The 18,517-nt window shown below is 59.0% G+C and carries 13 protein-coding genes and 1 pseudogene; 3 read left to right on the top strand and 11 right to left on the bottom strand.

All coding sequences use genetic code 11. The features are described 5' to 3' along the window. Positions 1 to 91 precede the first annotated feature (91 nt). From plsX to V8689_RS07015, 3 genes are read right to left on the bottom strand one after another with little or no spacing between them, the layout of a single operon-like run. Positions 92 to 1,102 (bottom strand): phosphate acyltransferase PlsX, encoded by a 1,011-nt coding sequence (gene plsX, locus V8689_RS07025; RefSeq protein ID WP_081089370.1) that lies wholly within the window; start codon positions 1,100 to 1,102, stop codon positions 92 to 94. Between the two features lie 4 nt (positions 1,103 to 1,106). Then, positions 1,107 to 1,289 (bottom strand): 50S ribosomal protein L32, encoded by a 183-nt coding sequence (gene rpmF / locus V8689_RS07020; protein WP_003179396.1) that lies wholly within the window; start codon positions 1,287 to 1,289, stop codon positions 1,107 to 1,109. A gap of 13 nt (positions 1,290 to 1,302) precedes the next feature. Further along, a complete protein-coding gene (locus tag V8689_RS07015) occupies positions 1,303 to 1,833 on the bottom strand; it encodes a YceD family protein (protein WP_032893131.1) in 531 nt (176 codons plus the stop codon). Between the two features lie 105 nt (positions 1,834 to 1,938). Between V8689_RS07015 and V8689_RS07010 the strand changes: the two genes are divergently transcribed. Beyond that, positions 1,939 to 2,517, top strand: a complete 579-nt coding sequence (locus V8689_RS07010; RefSeq protein WP_056790355.1) for a Maf family protein — start codon at positions 1,939 to 1,941, stop codon at positions 2,515 to 2,517. A gap of 69 nt (positions 2,518 to 2,586) precedes the next feature. Here the strand turns inward: V8689_RS07010 and V8689_RS07005 are convergent, their stop codons facing one another. The 4 genes and pseudogenes from V8689_RS07005 to rluC form a co-directional block, all read right to left on the bottom strand. After that, the gene (locus tag V8689_RS07005; RefSeq protein ID WP_150073256.1) at positions 2,587 to 5,754 is read right to left on the bottom strand and encodes a hypothetical protein; all 3,168 of its coding nucleotides are present in this window, start codon (positions 5,752 to 5,754) and stop codon (positions 2,587 to 2,589) included. Between the two features lie 241 nt (positions 5,755 to 5,995). Beyond that, entirely contained in the window at positions 5,996 to 6,979 is a 984-nt protein-coding gene (locus V8689_RS07000) for a S49 family peptidase (RefSeq protein ID WP_056790349.1), read from the bottom strand. A gap of 21 nt (positions 6,980 to 7,000) precedes the next feature. Next, positions 7,001 to 7,663: an HAD-IA family hydrolase gene (locus V8689_RS06995; protein ID WP_056790345.1), complete on the bottom strand. Its 663-nt coding sequence runs from the start codon at positions 7,661 to 7,663 to the stop codon at positions 7,001 to 7,003. Beyond that, positions 7,650 to 8,611, bottom strand: a pseudogene (rluC, locus tag V8689_RS06990) (23S rRNA pseudouridine(955/2504/2580) synthase RluC). The gene V8689_RS06995 and the pseudogene rluC overlap by 14 nt, the downstream one beginning before the upstream one ends. Before the next feature lie 757 nt (positions 8,612 to 9,368). Here rluC and rne point away from each other — a divergent pair. Further along, a complete protein-coding gene (gene rne, locus V8689_RS06985; protein ID WP_434520696.1) occupies positions 9,369 to 12,509 on the top strand; it encodes a ribonuclease E in 3,141 nt (1,046 codons plus the stop codon). A gap of 340 nt (positions 12,510 to 12,849) precedes the next feature. On the opposite strand, the gene V8689_RS06980 is transcribed toward rne, so the two are convergent. The 3 genes from V8689_RS06980 to V8689_RS06970 form a co-directional block, all read right to left on the bottom strand. Then, complete coding sequence (locus tag V8689_RS06980; protein WP_056790339.1) at positions 12,850 to 13,434, bottom strand: nucleotidyltransferase family protein; 585 nt, start codon at positions 13,432 to 13,434, stop codon at positions 12,850 to 12,852. Then, on the bottom strand, positions 13,431 to 14,417 hold the full coding sequence (locus tag V8689_RS06975; RefSeq protein WP_056790335.1) for an XdhC family protein: 987 nt from the start codon (positions 14,415 to 14,417) through the stop codon (positions 13,431 to 13,433). Before V8689_RS06975 ends, V8689_RS06980 begins: the two co-directional genes overlap by 4 nt. Before the next feature lie 133 nt (positions 14,418 to 14,550). Next, on the bottom strand, positions 14,551 to 15,882 hold the full coding sequence (locus tag V8689_RS06970) for a dicarboxylate/amino acid:cation symporter (RefSeq protein ID WP_003189258.1): 1,332 nt from the start codon (positions 15,880 to 15,882) through the stop codon (positions 14,551 to 14,553). A 338-nt stretch (positions 15,883 to 16,220) separates the two neighbouring features. Here V8689_RS06970 and V8689_RS06965 point away from each other — a divergent pair, with 338 nt between their 5' ends. Further along, complete coding sequence (locus V8689_RS06965; RefSeq protein ID WP_056790332.1) at positions 16,221 to 17,219, top strand: AraC family transcriptional regulator; 999 nt, start codon at positions 16,221 to 16,223, stop codon at positions 17,217 to 17,219. A 125-nt stretch (positions 17,220 to 17,344) separates the two neighbouring features. Here the strand turns inward: V8689_RS06965 and V8689_RS06960 are convergent, their stop codons facing one another. After that, positions 17,345 to 18,439: a PLP-dependent cysteine synthase family protein gene (locus tag V8689_RS06960; protein ID WP_056790329.1), complete on the bottom strand. Its 1,095-nt coding sequence runs from the start codon at positions 18,437 to 18,439 to the stop codon at positions 17,345 to 17,347. Positions 18,440 to 18,517: the final 78 nt, after the last annotated feature.

Genomic DNA, 18,517 nt, shown 5'->3' with positions numbered 1-18,517 from the left:
CTCGCGCCTACGGTGGGAGCGAACGAAACTGACAGATTGGATGGTCAATTGAACTGGCCGGTCACATTTAAGCACTCCCGGGCCAATTCGCCTAAGGCAACAGATCCTCAAGACGTCCGTGCAAGCGTTGCGGCAGGTTCTCTTGAATCTCGATCAAGGCCCGCGCAATTGCACTTTGAAAGCCCAGCACACCGGCCGAACCGTGGCTTTTCACCACAATACCCTGCAAGCCAAGAAAGCTTGCACCGTTGTGCCGTGCTGGCGCCAGGTCGGCCTGCAAGCGTCGCATCAAGGGCAGCGCCAAGGCACCCACCATACGTGACGCCAGGTTGCGCTTGAACAAAGCTTCGATACGCGTGGCAATCATGGTCGCCAGGCCTTCGCTGGACTTGAGCAGGATATTACCGACAAAGCCGTCGCACACCACCACGTCAGCTTCGCCGCGGTACAAACCATCGCCCTCGACAAAGCCGATGTAATTCAAACCCCGCGCGCCTTGCAACAAGGTGGCGGCAAGCTTGACCTGCTGGTTGCCCTTGATGTCCTCGGTGCCAATATTCAGCAGGGCCACCCTGGGTCGGGCCACGCCGAGCGCCTCGGCGGCCACCGAACCCATTACGGCGAACTGCAACAGGTGCTCGGCGCTGCAATCGACATTGGCGCCCAGGTCCAGCAGTTGGCAATAGCCCTTCTGCGTCGGGATCGCCGCCACCATGGCTGGCCGATCAATACCCGGCAAGGTTTTGAGCACATGCCGCGACAAGGCCATCAACGCGCCGGTATTACCGGCACTGACACAGGCTTGCACCTTGCCATCACGCAACAGCTCAAGGGCCACCCGCATTGAAGAATCGGGTTTGCCACGCAGGGCAACCGCCGGTTTTTCATCCATGCCAATGGTTTCGCTGGCTGGCGTAATCGTCAGGCGCGCGCGATCCACCGCCGGATGGCTGGCAATCAGTTCTTCAAGTAGGGAGGGTTGACCGACGAGGGTCAGGTGCAGCGAGGGTGTGGCAGACAGGCTGGCAATGGAGGCCTGAACAATGCTGCGGGGACCGAAGTCCCCGCCCATTGCGTCAATCGCGATGACTTGAGCAGACAAGTGATTACTCGTCAGCGCCCTTGTCGATCACTTTACGGCCACGGTATACGCCTTCTGGCGATACGTGGTGACGCAGGTGAACTTCACCAGTGGTCTTTTCCACAGACAGGGTGCTAGCCTCGAGAGCGTCGTGCGAACGGCGCATGTCACGGGCGGAGCGGGATTTTTTGTTCTGCTGAACAGCCATAATTGATTAACTCCTAAACGTTTGGGTCACGCTTTAACTGCGCCAATACACTGAACGGGTTGGACCGCGTTACCTCGTCCTCGCTCGGCTCGGCCTCGTCATCGAGACCCTCCGGCTGCTGGCATTCTTCCGGATGATGAGCAGGCACAATGGGCAAGGCGAGCAAAAGCTCCTCCTCGATCAGTGCATGCAGATCCAATGGATCTTCGCCCAGTTCCAGCACGTCATAACCTTTCGGCAACGACTGGGTATTCGCACCCTCTTTCACCACAGCATAACTGCATTCGCTGTGGATCGGCAGGGTGACCAGCTCAAGACAACGCTGGCAAACCATTTTGACTTCGGTGTCGATAACGCTGTGGATCACCACAGATTTACGTTCATCTCGTTCAAAAACGAATTGTGCCTGCACCGTACCGACAGTGTCGGAAAGCGGGTCGCAGAGTCTCTCCAAATCGGCCAGCAGCACTTCACCTTGAAGGGTGGTGCCACGATCAGCCAATTTGCGCGGGTCAACGTGAGGTGGAATCGGGTCATTCAACATAGGCGCAGCATTATAGGGATGCACCCGGCCATGTCAAAGGAAATTCAGCCCTGTGCGTCAGCCGGTCACGTCGCTAGAATCGGGGACTGCCTTGAGGAGACGTATATGCTGCCTTTATTACTCGCGTCCAGCTCGGTTTATCGCCGGGAATTACTGAGCCGCCTGCACCTGCCGTTCACCTGCAGCTCGCCGGATATCGACGAAAGCCACCGCCCAGATGAGTCCGCCATCGAACTGGTCAAGCGCCTGGCCGAGCAAAAGGCCCGCGCCCTCGCCGCCAGCCATCCTGGCCATTTAATCATTGGCTCGGATCAGGTCGCTGCACTGGAAGGCCGGATCATCGGCAAGCCCCACACTTTCGAAAACGCTCGCGAGCAACTGCTGGCTGCCAGCGGCAAGCGTGTGAGCTTCCTCACGGGCCTGGCACTGCTCAACAGCGAGACTGGGCACTGCCAGGTCGACTGCGTGCCGTTCACAGTACACATGCGCACACTAGACGCAACCCGAATCGAGCGATACCTGCTCACCGAGCAGCCTTACGACTGCGCGGGCAGCTTCAAAGCCGAGGGTCTGGGAGTCTCCCTCTTTCGGGCTACAGAAGGGATGGATGCCACAAGTTTAGTGGGACTTCCGCTGATTCGGCTGGTGGATATGTTACTGGCCGAAGGAGCCCAAATCCCCTAAACAGGCAACACCCACTGCCCAGGCACAGCGGGCTTAAGCGCTGCGTCCGTTTTAGAGCAAGCCTTGCGCTTATATATTCTGCGGCAAGGCTGCAGAGACCGGGTCGGGCTTGAAGTCTTTCAGCGGCTTGCCAAAAGACTGCCCGGTCCTGGGATCAACGCCATACCACTCCCCGACCAGCTTATTGAATGATGCGTACAGAGACACCTTCTGATTGATATCACTTAACGTGGCAGCGCCTTTGACAGCCAACCAGAGCCGCTCACCATTACCGAGGCCACTGCTCAATATTTTAAGACCATTCTTTAACGACTTGATCCCTCCAACCACCAGGTCGCCGATACCTCCGAGCGGGTTGAGTGCGCCCAGCGCTGCACGACCTACAATTTTAGCTACCTGGGCAACCTTGCCTGCCCCCTTGACGGCCGCGAGCCCTTTTGCCAAAGAACCGCCCCCCACAAAGGCCAACGCAAAACCCAGAACATCCATTGAAAGGTCAATCACACCCTGGGCCGAGTTACCGTTGATAAAATTTTTAATCGCCGACCCAAAAGGGATGAGATTGATCAAGAACGCTTCGAACTTGCGGTAGAAAGGATCCTCGGTATCAAAAGTGGTTTCACCCCGAGCGTCATCCAGCAGGGAATAAGCGTCCACATCCCTGAGCACAGCATCAGCAATAAATGAAACGCGCTCACTCTTAAAACTGCCTGGAAGGTCCGCCGATACCGGCTTTGCATCAGTAAACCCAGGCGGGTACTGCTTACGCGTAGTCTCTATATGTTGAAGCTCTTTGAAGTAACTATTGTACTGCTGAGGCTGCCGGCCGACCTTGAAATCCCCCAGATCCGAGCGCTTGGACACATTGCCATTTTTATAATCAAACTCGTACGTATTGACCTCGCCCTCAGCGTTCTTGGTCTTGACCAGGATAACGCTAGGCTTGGCACGGGTGGTCTTTTCCTGGCGCACGCCATGAACCTGGCCATCGAGCTCCCGGACAATGGTAATTTCGCCGAACTCAATATTCTGCTGATCCTTCAGCGGTAGTTTCGCCGTCATATTTTTTATGAGCGACGAAAAACTACTTTCAAGTCGCTTGATGTAGGGCACATACAACTCCCCCAGCACATCGGAAGGACTTGGAATATCCTTGATTCTATCCAAGAGCTTGTATACCTGATGTTCGCCCTCTACCGACCGCCATCTAGTAGCCGCCTTCCCCCGAGGGCTTTGCCCATAGGGGTCATGCAACCTCCCGGCGGCGTATATATCCAAGATCGAATAAGGCCCGGGGCTTTTAGGATCATATGGAAATATAACGAGGTTTTTCTTCATCAACACTTGCTCATCCACATCCGGCAAAAACTCCTTCAGCTTTGCCAGCAATGCCTCTTTCCCATCCGGCACAGGCGCACTGAACCCTTCGGAAGCCGCTTTCAATTCAAGAATCTGAGCATTAAAGGCGTTTCGCACCGCGGCCCAGCTTTCCTCGTCAACCGGAGGCGACATGTGTTGCGCAGCGGCCCAATCTTGAAGGGCGTCCTGTTGAGCGACATATTCCACTTGACTTTCGTAACCAGAAATCGGCGCGAGGTCAGCACGCATCATGACTTGTTCATAAGTCATTTGGGCTGTTGCACCCGGAGCCTCTGCTTCGATACGAGCCACGGCCGTGGTAAAGCTGACCCAGCTATGAGTGCCCGGCGTCACTTTATCGGGAATACCCTTGACTATAAACTCGGGGGCATGAGTCGAGAGCAAGAAGTACGCTTGCACCCTTGCCTGCTCAAGCGATGACGCTTTTTGTTCAGATACCAAATAATTCGCCAGATTTTCAACGACCGTTGAGGCGGGTTTGAACCGATTGTCGCTGCCCTTCAGCGCAAACCCCTCAAGGCTATCTTCCGACGATGCAGCCTTATCCAAGGCCCCGCTACGGCTCATGTGCATGACGGCCAATAACCAATCAGCAGCACTGCCCTTGATAAGTTTCGCATCCATCTCGGCCTGAATAGCTTCGCCTAATGCTCGGCCTTTAGGCGACAGGATCAAACGATCAATTATCTTTTGTGGATGTTTCAACTCGTCCGGGCTGAAATAATTGCCTTGCATCAGGTAGCCAAGAACGCTCTTGGAATCTCCCAAGTCAATACCGCCCACCTTACCGTTACGAACATCACTTCTGAGTTGCTGCTCCACGTCTGTATCCAAGGCAATCGGCCATGCCAAAGCACCACCATTATTGCCATGGATAGGGGACTGCGCCGAAGGGGTTAACAAACGCTGAATAAGGTTGGACAGCTCCTCCCTCGTAGCGGGAATATTCCAACCGTTGTCGTGTAAATATTGCTTGAGCGAAGGCGTCTTGGATGCGCCCGCATCCTGCCTGGCGGCGTAAGAGCCGTGAGGATCAACCGTGAAATGGTAGTCGTTGAGATAATCCAGAATTTCGAGCTCTGGCTCATCGGCGTCAAGTCGCGAGACCAGCTTTTTCAACTCTTCAGCTGCGGCGAACCGAGTATTACTGTTGCCTAGCAGCGTGCGCTGGCGACCCAGCTCCTGCTCGAGCTCCTGCTCGGAAAAACCATTCGAAGGCCTCGCAAAGACAGGCTCACGCTCAAGCTCCGCCGCCCGCTGCCTTGCCGGATCTGGCCCGTGAAAGATCGCTGAGGACTCCCCGTAAAAATCAGCAACAGCCTTCAATGATGCGCTTTTCGGGCTGTCAAATATCACCGGTCCATAGGGGGTATTAGCTTTCCACGTCAGTAAGGCCAGGACCTTCAAAATAGGAGTGCTGACGCTCGACCACGCGGCGTCGTCCAACGTGCGAACCCTGTTCTGCCCCCACCCCTTGGTCTTATAAGAGATTTCGCCTGTTTCAGGAGTGATTTTTATCGACTCAGGAACAACCCCCTCATCATGCATCCACTTCTGGAAATCCGGCGAGGCTAATACCGCCTGCAACAGGCCCCACCACTGTCCAAACTTCGAAAAGGGAGGAATAGGTGCAATCATGATTTCCGAATCCCTGACGGGAACGCCGGTAACCTGGCCCAACGCATTGCCAAAAAGTTGCGCCAGCCGCTGCTCATGACGCACGGGATCCATCGAAATTTGCCGATTTATATCAGCAATAGAGGGGCTCTCATCAGCCTTGGGGGCTTCGACTAGAGTTTGTGGCGATGGAGCGCTGAGCGGCTGGCGAGGAATGGTACTAGAGCCTTGAGAAATCATTACTAGGCCTGCATTAAATAAGGAAACATTGGCGGGGAAACCTCCCCGCCCGCTGTATCCTTATTTACCTAAAGACACCCATTCGTTCCCGCACTGGCCGCCTCGATTAGTAACAACTGTTAACGATCTACCCTACTCCAGACGATATTGCTCCAATCTTGACGAAGATCGAGCCAATAGACGAATTCCGACAAAAACGCTGCTGCCGCCCCCCTCATGCGCTGTTGACTGTCGAAAGAGTTCAGCGCAGGGACGGCCCTTGAAAACCCATGTAAATCGCTAGCTTCTCCGCGACACTAGCTCCGAGCTTTTTGGAGAAGCGATCAAACGGCGATTCCTCAACCGTAAAGTCCACCAACTCCTTCTCACCCACCACATCCCGCGCCACCGAACTGGCACTGCCCAGGCCATCGATCAGGCCCAACGGCAACGCCTGCTCACCCGACCAGACCAGGCCGGAGAACAGCTCCGGATGATCCTTATCCTTCAACCGATCACCACGGCCCTGCTTGACGCTGGCAATGAACTGACGATGGGTAGTGTCGAGGACGCCCTGCCAGAACTGGGTTTCATCGGCTTTTTGCGGCTGGAATGGGTCGAGGAACGACTTATGCTCACCCGAGGTGTAGGTGCGACGCTCTATCCCCAGCTTCTCCATGGCACCGACAAAACCGTAACCGGCCGCGGTCACACCAATAGAACCCACCAGGCTGGCCTTGTCGGCATAGATCTGGTCCGCAGCGCTGGCAATGTAATAGGCGCCCGAGGCACCCAGGTCGGAGATCACGGCATAGAGCTTGGTATCCGGATGCAAGGCGCGCAGACGACGAATCTCGTCATACACATAGCCCGACTGCACCGGGCTGCCGCCTGGGCTGTTGATACGCAGGACCACGCCTTTGACCTTGGGGTCCTCAAAGGCCGCGCGCAGGCTGGTGACAATATTGTCGGCACTGGCGGGCTCCTTGTCGGCAATCACGCCGCGCACCTCGATCAAGGCGGTGTAATGACTGCCGCGGGTGGCGCTCTTTTCCATGTCCATCAGCGGACTGAACAGCGCCAGCATCCCAAGCAGGTACACAAAGGTCAGCAGCTTGAAGAAAATCCCCCAGCGCCGCGAACGGCGTTGCTCCTGGACGCTGGCCAGGAGGGTCTTTTCCAGCAGCTTCCAGCTTTTATCATCACTGCTCTCGGCCTTTTCAGGCGCTTTCCACTCGTCACTCATGCCATCAACCCCAGCAAAGACTTATCGGGCCCGGCTGAGCCAGGCCTGCAGTTCGGAAAAATGATCAATCGTCAGTCTCGGTTCGTATTGCTGCAATGCCTCGGCCGACTGGGCGCCGTAGCTGACCGCGACGCTGTCCATGCCCGCATTGCGCGCCATCATCAGGTCGAAAGACGCATCGCCCACCATCAATGCCTCGCGTGGCGTTACGCCACAGTGCGCAAGGATCTGCTCCAGCATCAAAGGATGGGGCTTGCTGGCGGTTTCATCCGCAGCGCGGGTGATATCAAAGTAATCTTCCCAGCCGTGGGCCTTGAGCACACGGTCCAGGCCGCGACGAGCCTTGCCGGTGGCGACCGCCAGGTGATACCCCTGGGCACGAAACGCTTCCAGCGATTGCACCACACCTTCAAACAGCGGCGAAGGCGTCGCCTCCAGCGCGATGTAGTGGTCGGCATAGTGCTCGCGAAACGCAACCAGCTCGGCCTCGCTGATGTCGGGGTACAGGGTGCGAATGGCTTCAGGCAAGCCCAGGCCGATAATGCCCTTGACTGCCAGGTCCGTGCACAAGTCAAAGCCCGAGCGGGTGGAGGCCATGTGCATGGACTCGACGATGCGGCCAATGGAATTGGCCAGCGTCCCGTCCCAATCGAAGATCAGCAGCTTGTAGTCAAGGTGCGACACTCAAACGCTCCACGGTCTTGGCCCACATTTCATCGACCGGCGCCTGCAGTTTCAGCTCGCCGCCATCGGGCAGCGGCACGGTGAGCATGTAGGCGTGCAGGAACAGCCGCTTACCACCCAGGTCGCGAATTTCCTTGGAGAAATCCTCGTCGCCGTACTTGGTGTCACCGGCGATGCAGTGACCTGCATGCAGGGTGTGCACCCGAATCTGGTGGGTGCGCCCGGTCACCGGCTTGGCCTCGACCATGGTGGCAAAGTCCCCGAAGCGACGCAGCACCTTGAACAGGGTCAGGGCTTCTTTGCCCTCCTCATCCACTTCGACCATGCGCTCGCCGGAGCGCAGGTTGCTCTTTTGCAACGGCGCACGCACGCTCTTGATCGAGCTGGCCCAGTTGCCGCGCACCAGCGCCATGTAGCGTTTGTCCACGCCATCGCCACGCAGGGCGGTGTGCAGATGGCGCAACATGCTGCGCTTCTTGGCGATCATCAGCAGGCCAGACGTGTCGCGGTCCAGGCGATGGACCAACTCCAGCTCCTTGCAATCGGGGCGCAACTGACGAAAGGCTTCGATCACGCCGAAGTTCAAGCCACTGCCGCCGTGAACCGCAATGCCACAGGGCTTGTTGATCACGATCAGCTTGTTGTCTTCGAACACAATCGACGCTTCCAGGCGCTGCAACAGGCCTTGGGCCAGCGGCACCGGCTCGTCGCGCTCAGGCACGCGCACGGGCGGCGCACACGGACGATATCGCCCGCCTGCAGCTTGTACTCAGGCTTGATGCGCCCCTTGTTCACACGCACTTCGCCTTTGCGCAAGATGCGGTAGATCAAGGTCTTGGGCACGCCTTTGAGCCTGGCCAGGAGAAAATTGTCGATGCGTTGGCCGGCATATTCCGGCGAGACCTCAAGCAGCTGGACGCTGGGGGTCGGGGGGGCGGTAGTCGTCATGGCGGCGATGATAACAATTTTTTATGGAATTGAAGCACTTAATCATTACTGCTATAGTCGCGAACGCCGCCAAAAGCGGCTTGGACAGAGGACATGCGGCAAACTGCCGGCCCTGACCATCGCAATTCATCAGGACGCGAGGCCGTCCTACGGGGCTTTTGCCACCTTGGAAGGCTCAAGACTGTAACAAGCGCAGGTGACATGAGGCCTGAAGCGAGTGCAGAAAGCAGAGTGAATACTCGCCTTTTGCGCCGATATTTACGGCCAGTTCACAAAGTGCAGTCAGTTTTGAGCCAGACCATGGCGAATGCTTCGGAAACAACGCCTGTTAAGAGCTGAGTGAGAGCGCAACCGCCCACACCTAGTCTTGTTTAGCCATGAGCGTGGACTCCCCATTGGAGAACACGGTAAATGCCAACCCGCTGCGGATTCTGCGCGCGGCAGCACCCGAATTATCAGGGATACGTGTAGGGTGGAGATGCACAACCGTCGGACTGTGTAGCACTAGGCTTGTTTTAGACGCTTCATCTCGTCCACAGTCGCCGGTTGATTCCTCCTCCTGACCTTAGCTTTTGTTGAAGTGGTGCCTTTGTCACCACCGCTAACGAGCAGGACGCGTCCGTCGCGATACCGGCCCAATTGGCCGATTTTGCTGGACACTGGAGTGGCCAACCACTCTTGACGCACCTGACACCGACCGTGAGAAGTCGTGTGTGCCGAACGCCGTTTCCGGCAGCCCGGAAACCGACGGTACAACATGAAAAGAATGCTGATTAACGCAACTCAACCCGAAGAGTTGCGTGTTGCACTGGTAGATGGCCAACGCCTCTACGACCTGGACATCGAATCCGGTGCACGCGAGCAGAAAAAGGCCAACATCTATAAAGGCCGTATCACTCGCATCGAACCAAGCCTCGAGGCTGCCTTTGTCGATTTCGGCTCCGAGCGCCACGGCTTCCTGCCCCTTAAAGAAATCTCCCGCGAATACTTCAAGAAAGCCCCCGAAGGCCGCGTGAACATCAAGGACGTCCTGAGCGAAGGCCAGGAAGTCATCGTCCAGGTCGAAAAAGAAGAACGTGGCAACAAGGGCGCGGCCCTGACCACCTTCATCAGCCTCGCCGGTCGTTACCTCGTACTGATGCCGAACAACCCACGTGCCGGCGGTATTTCCCGTCGCATCGAAGGCGAAGAGCGCAACGAACTGCGTGAAGCGCTGAACGGCCTGATCGCACCGGCCGACATGGGCCTGATCGTGCGCACTGCCGGCCTTGGCCGCAGCAGCGAAGAAATGCAGTGGGACCTCGACTACCTGCTGCAACTGTGGACCGCTATCAAAGAAGCGTCCCTGGATCGTTCCGCGCCATTCCTGATCTACCAGGAAAGCAACGTGATCATCCGCGCCATCCGCGACTACCTGCGCCAGGACATCGGCGAAGTGCTGATCGACAGCGTTGAAGCCCAGGACGAAGCCCTGACCTTCATCCGCCAGGTGATGCCGCAGTACGCCAGCAAGATCAAGCTGTACGAAGACAGCGTGCCGCTGTTCAACCGTTTCCAGATCGAAAGCCAGATCGAGACCGCCTTCCAGCGTGTGGTCGAACTGCCTTCCGGCGGCTCCATCGTGATCGACCCGACCGAAGCCCTGGTGTCCATCGACATCAACTCGGCGCGTGCGACCAAAGGCAGCGACATCGAAGAAACCGCCCTGCAGACCAACCTGGAAGCGGCTGAAGAAATCGCCCGCCAGCTGCGCCTGCGTGACATCGGCGGCCTGATCGTCATCGACTTCATCGACATGACCCCTGCCAAGAACCAGCGCGCCGTGGAAGAGAAAGTCCGCGAATGCCTGGAAGCTGACCGCGCTCGCGTGCAAGTCGGCCGCATCTCGCGCTTCGGTCTGCTGGAGATGTCCCGTCAGCGCCTGCGTCCATCCCTGGGCGAGAGCAGCGGCATCGTCTGCCCGCGTTGCAACGGCACCGGCATCATTCGTGACGTTGAATCGCTGTCCCTGGCGATCCTGCGCCTGATCGAAGAAGAAGCCCTGAAAGACCGTACCGCCGAAGTTCGCGCACAAGTGCCGATTCCGGTTGCGGCCTTCCTGCTCAACGAAAAACGCAACTCGATCACCAAGATCGAACTGCGCACCCGTGCCCGTATCGTCATCCTGCCGAACGATCACCTCGAGACGCCGCACTTCGAAGTCCAGCGCTTGCGTGATGACAGCCCGGAAGCCCACAGCGGCCAGTCCAGCTATGAAATCGCCGCGGCTGCCGCCGAAGTCGAAGAAGTCCAGCCAGCCGCTGCGACCCGCACCCTGGTTCGCCAGGAAGCGGCCGTGAAGACTGCGCCGGCCCGCGCCAACGCCCCGGTACCGACCGAAGCTGCCGCCCCGGTTGCCGCGCCGGCCGCCCTGCCTGAGCCAAGCCTGTTCAAGGGCCTGGTGAAGTCGCTGGTCAGCCTGTTCGCCACCAAGGAAGAGCCTGCTGCCCCGGTTGTGGTTGAAAAACCTGCCACCGAGCGCCCGGCGCGCAATGAAGAACGTCGCAACGGTCGCCAGCAGAGCCGTAACCGCAATGGCCGCCGTGACGAAGAGCGCAAGCCTCGCGAAGAACGCGCACCACGTGAAGAGCGTGCGCCTCGCGAAGCCCGTGAAGACACCCCGACCGTAGCCCGTGAAGAACGTGCACCGCGTGAAGAGCGCGCCCCACGTACCCCACGCGCTCCACGTGAAGACCGCAAGCCACGTGGCGAGCGTGAAGAACGTGTGCGTGAACTGCGCGAGCCTCTGGACGCGGCACCTGCCGTTGCCGCTGCCGCAGCCGTTACCAGCGAAGAACGCCCGGCCCGCCAGCCGCGTGAAGAGCGCGCACCCCGTGAAGAGCGCCAACCGCGCCCGCCACGTGAAGAGCGTCAACCACGCGCCGAGCAAGCCGCTGCCGCCAGCGAAGAAGAAGTACTGACCGGTGAAGAGCAACTGCAGGAAGACGGCCAGGACAACGCCGACGGCGATCGTCCACGCCGCCGCTCCCGTGGCCAGCGTCGTCGCAGCAACCGTCGTGAGCGTCAGCGTGATGCCAACGGCAACGTGATCGAAGGTTCGGAAGAAGCCGGCGAAAACGCAGAAGCTGCCAACAACGAACCAACAGGCGCCGACTTGGCTGCCGGCTTGGCCGTTACTGCTGCCGTCGCCAGCTCGGTCATCAGCGCACCCGCTGAAGCCCAGGCTCACGAGCAAGCCGAACGCGCTACCGCTGCCGTCGAAGACACTGTTGCCGTAGAAGCGCCAGCCGCCGAAACCCCAGCGGTCGAAGCGCCGGTTGTTGAAGCGCCAGTTGTTGAAGCCACCACCCCTGTCGAAGCCCCAGTGGTTGCGGAAGTGGAAGTTGCCCCGGTTCGCGATGCACAGCCAGAAACTGAAGCGGTTGCCGTTGAACCGGCTCCAGTGGTTGAGGCTCAGCCAGTAATCGAAGCGGCTGTAGAAGCTCCAGTGGTCGAAGAAGCAGCCCCGGCCGTGCGCGAAGTTCGCGAAGAACAGACCGCCTTCCAGTGGACCGCCGAACCGACTGCCCCGGTTGAAGCGCCAGCACCTGCCCCAGTGGTAGAAGAAGCGCCGGCACCGGTTGCCGAAATCGTCGCCGAGCCAGCCCCAGTGGTTGAGCCGACGCCGGTTGTGGAGCCTGCGCCCGTGGTTGAAGTTGAAGCCCCGGTGGCTGCCGAAGTGGCAGCCCCTGTGGTTGAAGCTGCACCTGCAAGCGCACTCACCGAAAACGGCCGTGCGCCGAACGACCCACGTGAAGTGCGTCGTCGCCGCAAGGAAGCCGAAGCTGCTGCAGCCGCAGCCCAGGCGGTAGAGCACAAGGCCCCGGAAGCAGAGCACGAGCCTAAACCCCTCGTCTGATTCCAACCGCCACTAAAAAGCCCCGCCTGAGTGATCAGGCGGGGCTTTTTTATGGCTGGCTATCTCGACTTGAAATGCAATCACTGTGGGAGCTGGCTTGCCTGCGATAGCGTCGTTTCAGCCAGCGTGGCTGTGACGGATACATCGCGATCGCCGGAAAGCCATAATGTCGTTCAATTAAGGTTTTTTGTAGGAGCGAGCTTGCTCGCGAAAAACTCACAGGCGCCGCGTTCAATCAGGACACACGCGTTATCGTTGACGTTTTTCGCGAGCAAGCTCGCTCCTACAGAGGGCGATATACGCTTAACTGAACGGCATTAAGGCAAGCCAACTGCCACACTTAACCTGCAGTAAAACTCAACCGTTGCGGCACATCCACATCCCAAAGCACACCAGGATCATCTACCTGCACCTCTCGCACCTGAGTTTGTGCAAACAACGGCCTGGCCCCACGATCCCCACTCAGCGCCATCAGCGCCGACCCAAACCTGTGATGGAAAGCCACCGGGTGCCCGTACTGCCCGGCAGATACCGGCACAGTGACGCCCTCCACGCTGGCGATCACCCGTTCGATACTCGATGACTGAATAAACGGCATATCCCCCAACACCACCAGCCACCCATCCGCTGCACCGCTGGCCTTGACCGCCGCCGCAATGCTGTCGCCCATACCGCTAGAATCCAGCAGTACAACCTGACAGCCATAAGCCTCTGCCAGGCGGATAACCTCCCCGCGCTCCGGCGACGTCACCAGCCAGCGCGTTACAACACGCTCAGGCAAGTTGCGCAGCACCTGCTCGATGACCGGCCGGCTAATGCCATCCAGCCCCACACAAGCGGCAAGCAACTTATCTTGATCAGCTCCTGCTTCAGTCCGAAAACGACTGCCCTGCCCCGCCGCCAGCACAATTGCGGTCACCGTCACTCGGCCACCACTGCCAACGGCTTTTTCTGCATCGGTGCCACCCCGTTCTTGATCGCAACAATTTCCGCCATCAGCGACAGCGCAATTTCCGCCGGCGTATGGCTGCCGATGTGCAGGCCGATCGGCCCGTGCAAACGCGCGATGGCGTCCGCCGACAGGCCCAGCGCGGCCAGGTTCTCCCGACGTTTCTGGGTATTGACCCGCGAACCCAGGGCGCCGATATAGAACGCCGTGGAGTTCAGCGCCGTCAGCAACGCCATGTCATCCAGACGTGGATCGTGGGTGAGGCAGACAATGGCCGTGCGTTCATCGGTATGAATATTCAACACCGCCTCGTCGGGCATGCCCGGCACAAAGCGGCCATGCTGGTCTTCCCAGCCGTAGACGAACTCTTCGCGGGGGTCGCAGATCAGCACTTCGAAATCCAGCAGGCGCGCCATTTCCGCTACGTAGCGCGACAGCTGCCCGGCGCCGATCAGCAGCAGGCGCCAGCGCGGGCCGTAGATGGCGCGCAAGCGTTCGCCGTCGAAGCTCACCACGTCGGTCTTGCTGGCGGCGCTCAAGGTCACCTCGCCCGTGGCCAGATTCAGCTCGCGAGCGACAATCTGATGATCTTCACAACGCGCCAGCAGCGCTTGGACCCAACCCCACTCTTCCACGCGCTCCTCGGTGAGCCGCAGGGTGCCACCGCAGGGCAGGCCAAAACGTGCGGCCTCATCGCGAGTGACGCCGTAAGTCACCAACTGCACAGGCGGGCCGTCAGCAGGCAAGCGGCCATCTTGCAGGCGCGCAATCAAGTCATCCTCGATGCAACCGCCCGACACAGAGCCAATCACCACGCCATCACCGCGCAGGGCCAGCATCGCCCCCGGCGGGCGCGGCGCACTGCCCCAGGTTTGCACCACGCTGTACAACATCACGCGCTGCCCGGCGCGGCGCCATTGCAGCACGCTGCGCAGGACGTTCAGATCCACACTGTCCATCAGGCCTCCGGTAAGTACTGTCGCGCTCACTGTAAACCAAAAATATCCGTTGCATCCCGCCAGAAACGCAAACGCCCCGAACCAGTCGGGGCGTTTGCCGATAGCGTTGGCGTCAGTTCACGCCAGCAGCCACTTACTTGACGACAGGCGCCGGGCCTTCAGCCACGCCCAGGTCATCGAGTTCGCGGGTTTCGGAGATACCGGTACCGCCAGACGCCAGCTCACTTTGCAGTTTGTCGGTGTCCAGTTCCTTGACCCACTTGGCCACAACGATGGTGGCAACTGCGTTACCCACCAGGTTGGTCAGGGCACGGGCTTCGGACATGAAGCGGTCGATACCCAAGATCAGCGCCAGGCCGGCAACCGGCAGGTGGCCAACGGCCGACAGGGTGGCGGCCAGTACGATGAAACCCGAACCAGTCACGCCAGCAGCACCTTTGGACGACAGCAGCAGCACCAGCAGCAGGGTGATCTGGTGAGTGATGTCCATGTGGGTGTCGGTCGCCTGGGCGATGAACACGGCCGCCATGGTCAGGTAGATCGACGTACCGTCGAGGTTGAAGGAGTAACCGGTTGGAATCACCAGGCCGACCACGGACTTCTTCGCGCCAAGACGCTCCATTTTGATCAGCATGCGTGGCAGTGCGGATTCGGAAGACGAGGTGCCCAGTACGATCAGCAATTCTTCACGGATGTAGCGGATCAGCTTCAACACGCTGAAACCGTGAGCGCGGCAGATGGCGCCCAGCACCAGCACCACGAACAGGATGCAGGTGATGTAGAAGCAGATCATCAACTGGCCCAACTGCACCAGGGAACCTACACCGTAGGCGCCGATAGTGAACGCCATGGCACCCAGGGCACCGATTGGCGCGAGCTTCATGATCATGTTGATGATGTTGAACATCACGTGGGCGAAGCGATCGATGAAGTCCAGCACCGGCTTGCCGTAGGCACCCAGGCGGTGCAGGGCGAAACCGAAGATCACCGAGAACATCAGCACTTGCAGGATGTCGCCATTGGCGAACGCGCCGACGATGGTGTTGGGGATGACGTTGAGGATAAAGCCGACGATGCTCTGGTCTTTACCGGCGGTGACGTAGGCCGCCACTTTGGAAGCATCCAGGGTCGCGACGTCGATGTGCATGCCGGCGCCCGGCTGCACCACGTTGACCACGACCAGGCCAATCAGCAGGGCGATGGTGGAAACGATTTCGAAGTACAGCAGCGCGTAGCCGCCGGTCTTGCCGACCGACTTCATGCTTTGCATGCCAGCGATGCCGCTGACCACGGTACAGAAGATGATCGGGGCGATGACCATTTTGATCAGCTTGATAAAGCCGTCACCCAGTGGCTTGAGGGCCACGCCGGTCTGCGGGTAGAAGTGGCCGAGCAAGATACCGATAACGATTGCGACGATCACCTGGAAATACAGGGATTTGTAGATTGGCTGACGAGTCGTCATTGCAAAGTTCCTCAATCGTCCCGTGTGGCAAATATCCGCCATTGCCCACGGCACTTGAATTGCGAACCCTCCTGCACTGGAGGGATTTGTTGTTTGCCAAGCCTGTAGGAACAAGCCTGCGCTGTAATCCCTATCGCAAACAGCGTGCCACTTTGCTTAAACGCGCTGAAGGCCTTTAGACATCAGGGCTTGGGGTTCACGGGCGACTCTGGAGTGTGTAACAAGGTGGCGGATTTCCGCCCAGTCATCCTGTCTCGTCCTACAATTTGGCGGATATCCGCCTTGTCGCCCCGCCGGGTGATGGCTACCATCCGCCACTCCATGGATGAGGCCCTCGCATGCGTGAACGTACCATCGCCAGCCATTACGCCCGAGCGGCCCTCGGCGGTGCGCGCCGGGCCGGTTTTGACTACTCGGGGGTGTTGCAGCAGGTGGGCATTACCCCGGAACTGCTGACCGAGCCCCGCGCCCGCATCGCTCCAGAGCAATTTACCCGCTTGTTGCAAATGCTCTGGCTGGGGCTGGATGACGAATACCTGGGGTTTGCCGAAGGGCCGAGCAAACGTGGCACTTTTGCCATGATGTGCCACGCGCTGATTCATTGCCGCACGCTGGAGAAGGCGCTGGAGCGCGGCTTATTGTTTTATAGCCTGTTCCCCCAAGGCCCGCGCTGGCAGCTGACCAAAGAAGGCGACATGGCGCGCCTGAGCCTGGACGACTCGCAGCTATGGGACCCGGACCACTTCCTCAGTGAATGCCTGCTGGTTATCTGGCATCGGCTGGGCAGTTGGTTGATCGGCCAGCGTATCCGGCTGCAACAGGCCACCTTCAGTTACCCGATGCCGGCCCATGCCGGTGAATACGACCTGCTGTTCCCGTGCCCCCAGGTGTTCGGTACGCCGACCAGCAGCCTGGTGTTTCCCAGCCGCTACCTGAGCCTGCCGCTGTTGCAGGATGAACGCACCCTCAAACACTTCTTGCAGCGCTCCCCTGCCGACTTGTTATCCAGGCCGGATGAAGGCGACAGCCTGAGCAGCCAGCTGCGTCGCCTGCTGAGCCGCGACCGCACACCCTGGCCAGACCTGGAAGCCGTCGCCCAGCACCTGCACATCAGCCCACAGACCCTGCGCCGGCATCTGCGCGAAGAAGGCACGAGTTTTCAGGCATTGAAAGATGAGTTACGCCGGGATATCGCCATTTACCACTTGGGGCGGGCGGATTTGTCTTTGCAGGAGATCGCCGAACAATTGGGGTTTTCCGAACCGTCGGCGTTTCATCGGGCGTTCAAGAAGTGGACGGGGTTGACGCCGGGGGCCTACAGAGCGCAGGAGAGTTAGAGGTGTATCGACTGGGAGGGTCTGTTCGCGGGCAAGCCAGCTCCCACAGTTAAACGGGTTTACAGAATTTAATGTGTGAATACATTCAAAGGTGGGAGCTGGCTCCCACACTGTTTCGCAGGGTGTCAGATATTGGCGCGCAGGATGCTATCGGGTAGCGCTTCACCACGTTCGACACTTGCTGCTACAGCCGCGATCAAACCCTCCAGCTCATAGCCCTGCCCCGCCAACCACGCTTGATCATAATAGGTCGTGGCATAACGCTCTCCGCCATCGCACAAGATCGCGACAATCGACCCCGACGCCCCCGCCGCTTTCATCTGTTGCGCCGCCATCAGCGCACCGATCAGGTTGGTCCCGCTGGAACCACCAACCCGTCGCCCCAAACGCTGCGCCAGGTAATGCATGGCCGCCAGGGACAATGCATCTGGCACCTTGACCATGGCATCAATCACCGCCGGCAGGAATGATGCCTCCACCCGTGGGCGACCAATCCCTTCAATCCGCGAGCCACAGTCCAGGCGCAGGCTGGCGTCACCACTCTGGTAGAAGTCGAAGAAAACCGAGCGTTCGGCATCGGCACACAGCACCCGGGTGCAATGCTGGCGATAACGCACATAGCGACCCAGGGTCGCGGTGGTGCCGCCGGTGCCAGGGCTGGAAATCAGCCAACTCGGCTCCGGGTGCTGTTCAAAGCGCATCTGCTGGAAGATCGACTCGGCAATATTGTTGTTCGCCCGCCAGTCGGTGGCACGTTCGGCGTAGGTGAACTGGTCCATGAAGTGACCACCGCTTTCCTGGGCCAGGCGTTCGGATTCGGCATAGATCTGCGTCGGGTCCTGGACCAGATGGCTTTTGCCCCCGTAGAAGGCAATTTGGGCGATCTTCTCTTGAGACGTTGTAGCGGGCATGACGGCAATAAACGGCAAGCCGAGCAAGCGCGCGAAGTAGGCTTCCGAGATCGCCGTGGAGCCACTGGACGCTTCGATAACGGGAGCGCCCGGCTTGAGCCAGCCATTGCACAGCGCATACAGAAACAGCGAGCGCGCCAGCCGGTGTTTCAAGCTGCCAGTGGGGTGGCTGGACTCATCCTTGAAGTACAACTCGATGCCTGGCAAACCCGGTAATGGCAGCGGGATCAGGTGGGTATCGGCGCTGCGCTGGAAGTCCGCTTCAATGATGCGAATGGCTTCACGGGCCCAGGTACGGTGGTCGCTCATGGTGGCTTCTCTAAAGGTTTTCGGCGGTGATCTTAAGATGTTTCCTACACTCCACACAGATACAGTGACGACGCAATT

It is taken from the genome of Pseudomonas sp. AK181 (assembly GCF_051122975.1).
GTDB lineage: Bacteria > Pseudomonadota > Gammaproteobacteria > Pseudomonadales > Pseudomonadaceae > Aquipseudomonas > Aquipseudomonas lactis.
The sequence above is the reverse complement of the archived record's forward strand: the minus strand, read 5'-3'. Positions and strand labels throughout refer to the sequence as shown.

Bases quoted from the DNA above. Each gene is read 5' to 3' on its own strand.
- V8689_RS07015 (WP_032893131.1), bottom strand. From the start codon at position 1,833: ATGTTGAATGACCCGATTCCACCTCACGTTGACCCGCGCAAATTGGCT.
- V8689_RS06965 (WP_056790332.1), top strand. From the start codon at position 16,221: ATGCGTGAACGTACCATCGCCAGCCATTACGCCCGAGCGGCCCTCGGC.
- V8689_RS06970 (WP_003189258.1), bottom strand. From the start codon at position 15,882: ATGACGACTCGTCAGCCAATCTACAAATCCCTGTATTTCCAGGTGATC.
- V8689_RS06975 (WP_056790335.1), bottom strand. From the start codon at position 14,417: ATGGACAGTGTGGATCTGAACGTCCTGCGCAGCGTGCTGCAATGGCGC.
- rne (WP_434520696.1), top strand. From the start codon at position 9,369: ATGAAAAGAATGCTGATTAACGCAACTCAACCCGAAGAGTTGCGTGTT.
- V8689_RS07010 (WP_056790355.1), top strand. From the start codon at position 1,939: ATGCTGCCTTTATTACTCGCGTCCAGCTCGGTTTATCGCCGGGAATTA.
- V8689_RS07000 (WP_056790349.1), bottom strand. From the start codon at position 6,979: ATGAGTGACGAGTGGAAAGCGCCTGAAAAGGCCGAGAGCAGTGATGAT.
- V8689_RS06960 (WP_056790329.1), bottom strand. From the start codon at position 18,439: ATGAGCGACCACCGTACCTGGGCCCGTGAAGCCATTCGCATCATTGAA.
- rpmF (WP_003179396.1), bottom strand. From the start codon at position 1,289: ATGGCTGTTCAGCAGAACAAAAAATCCCGCTCCGCCCGTGACATGCGC.
- V8689_RS07005 (WP_150073256.1), bottom strand. From the start codon at position 5,754: ATGATTTCTCAAGGCTCTAGTACCATTCCTCGCCAGCCGCTCAGCGCT.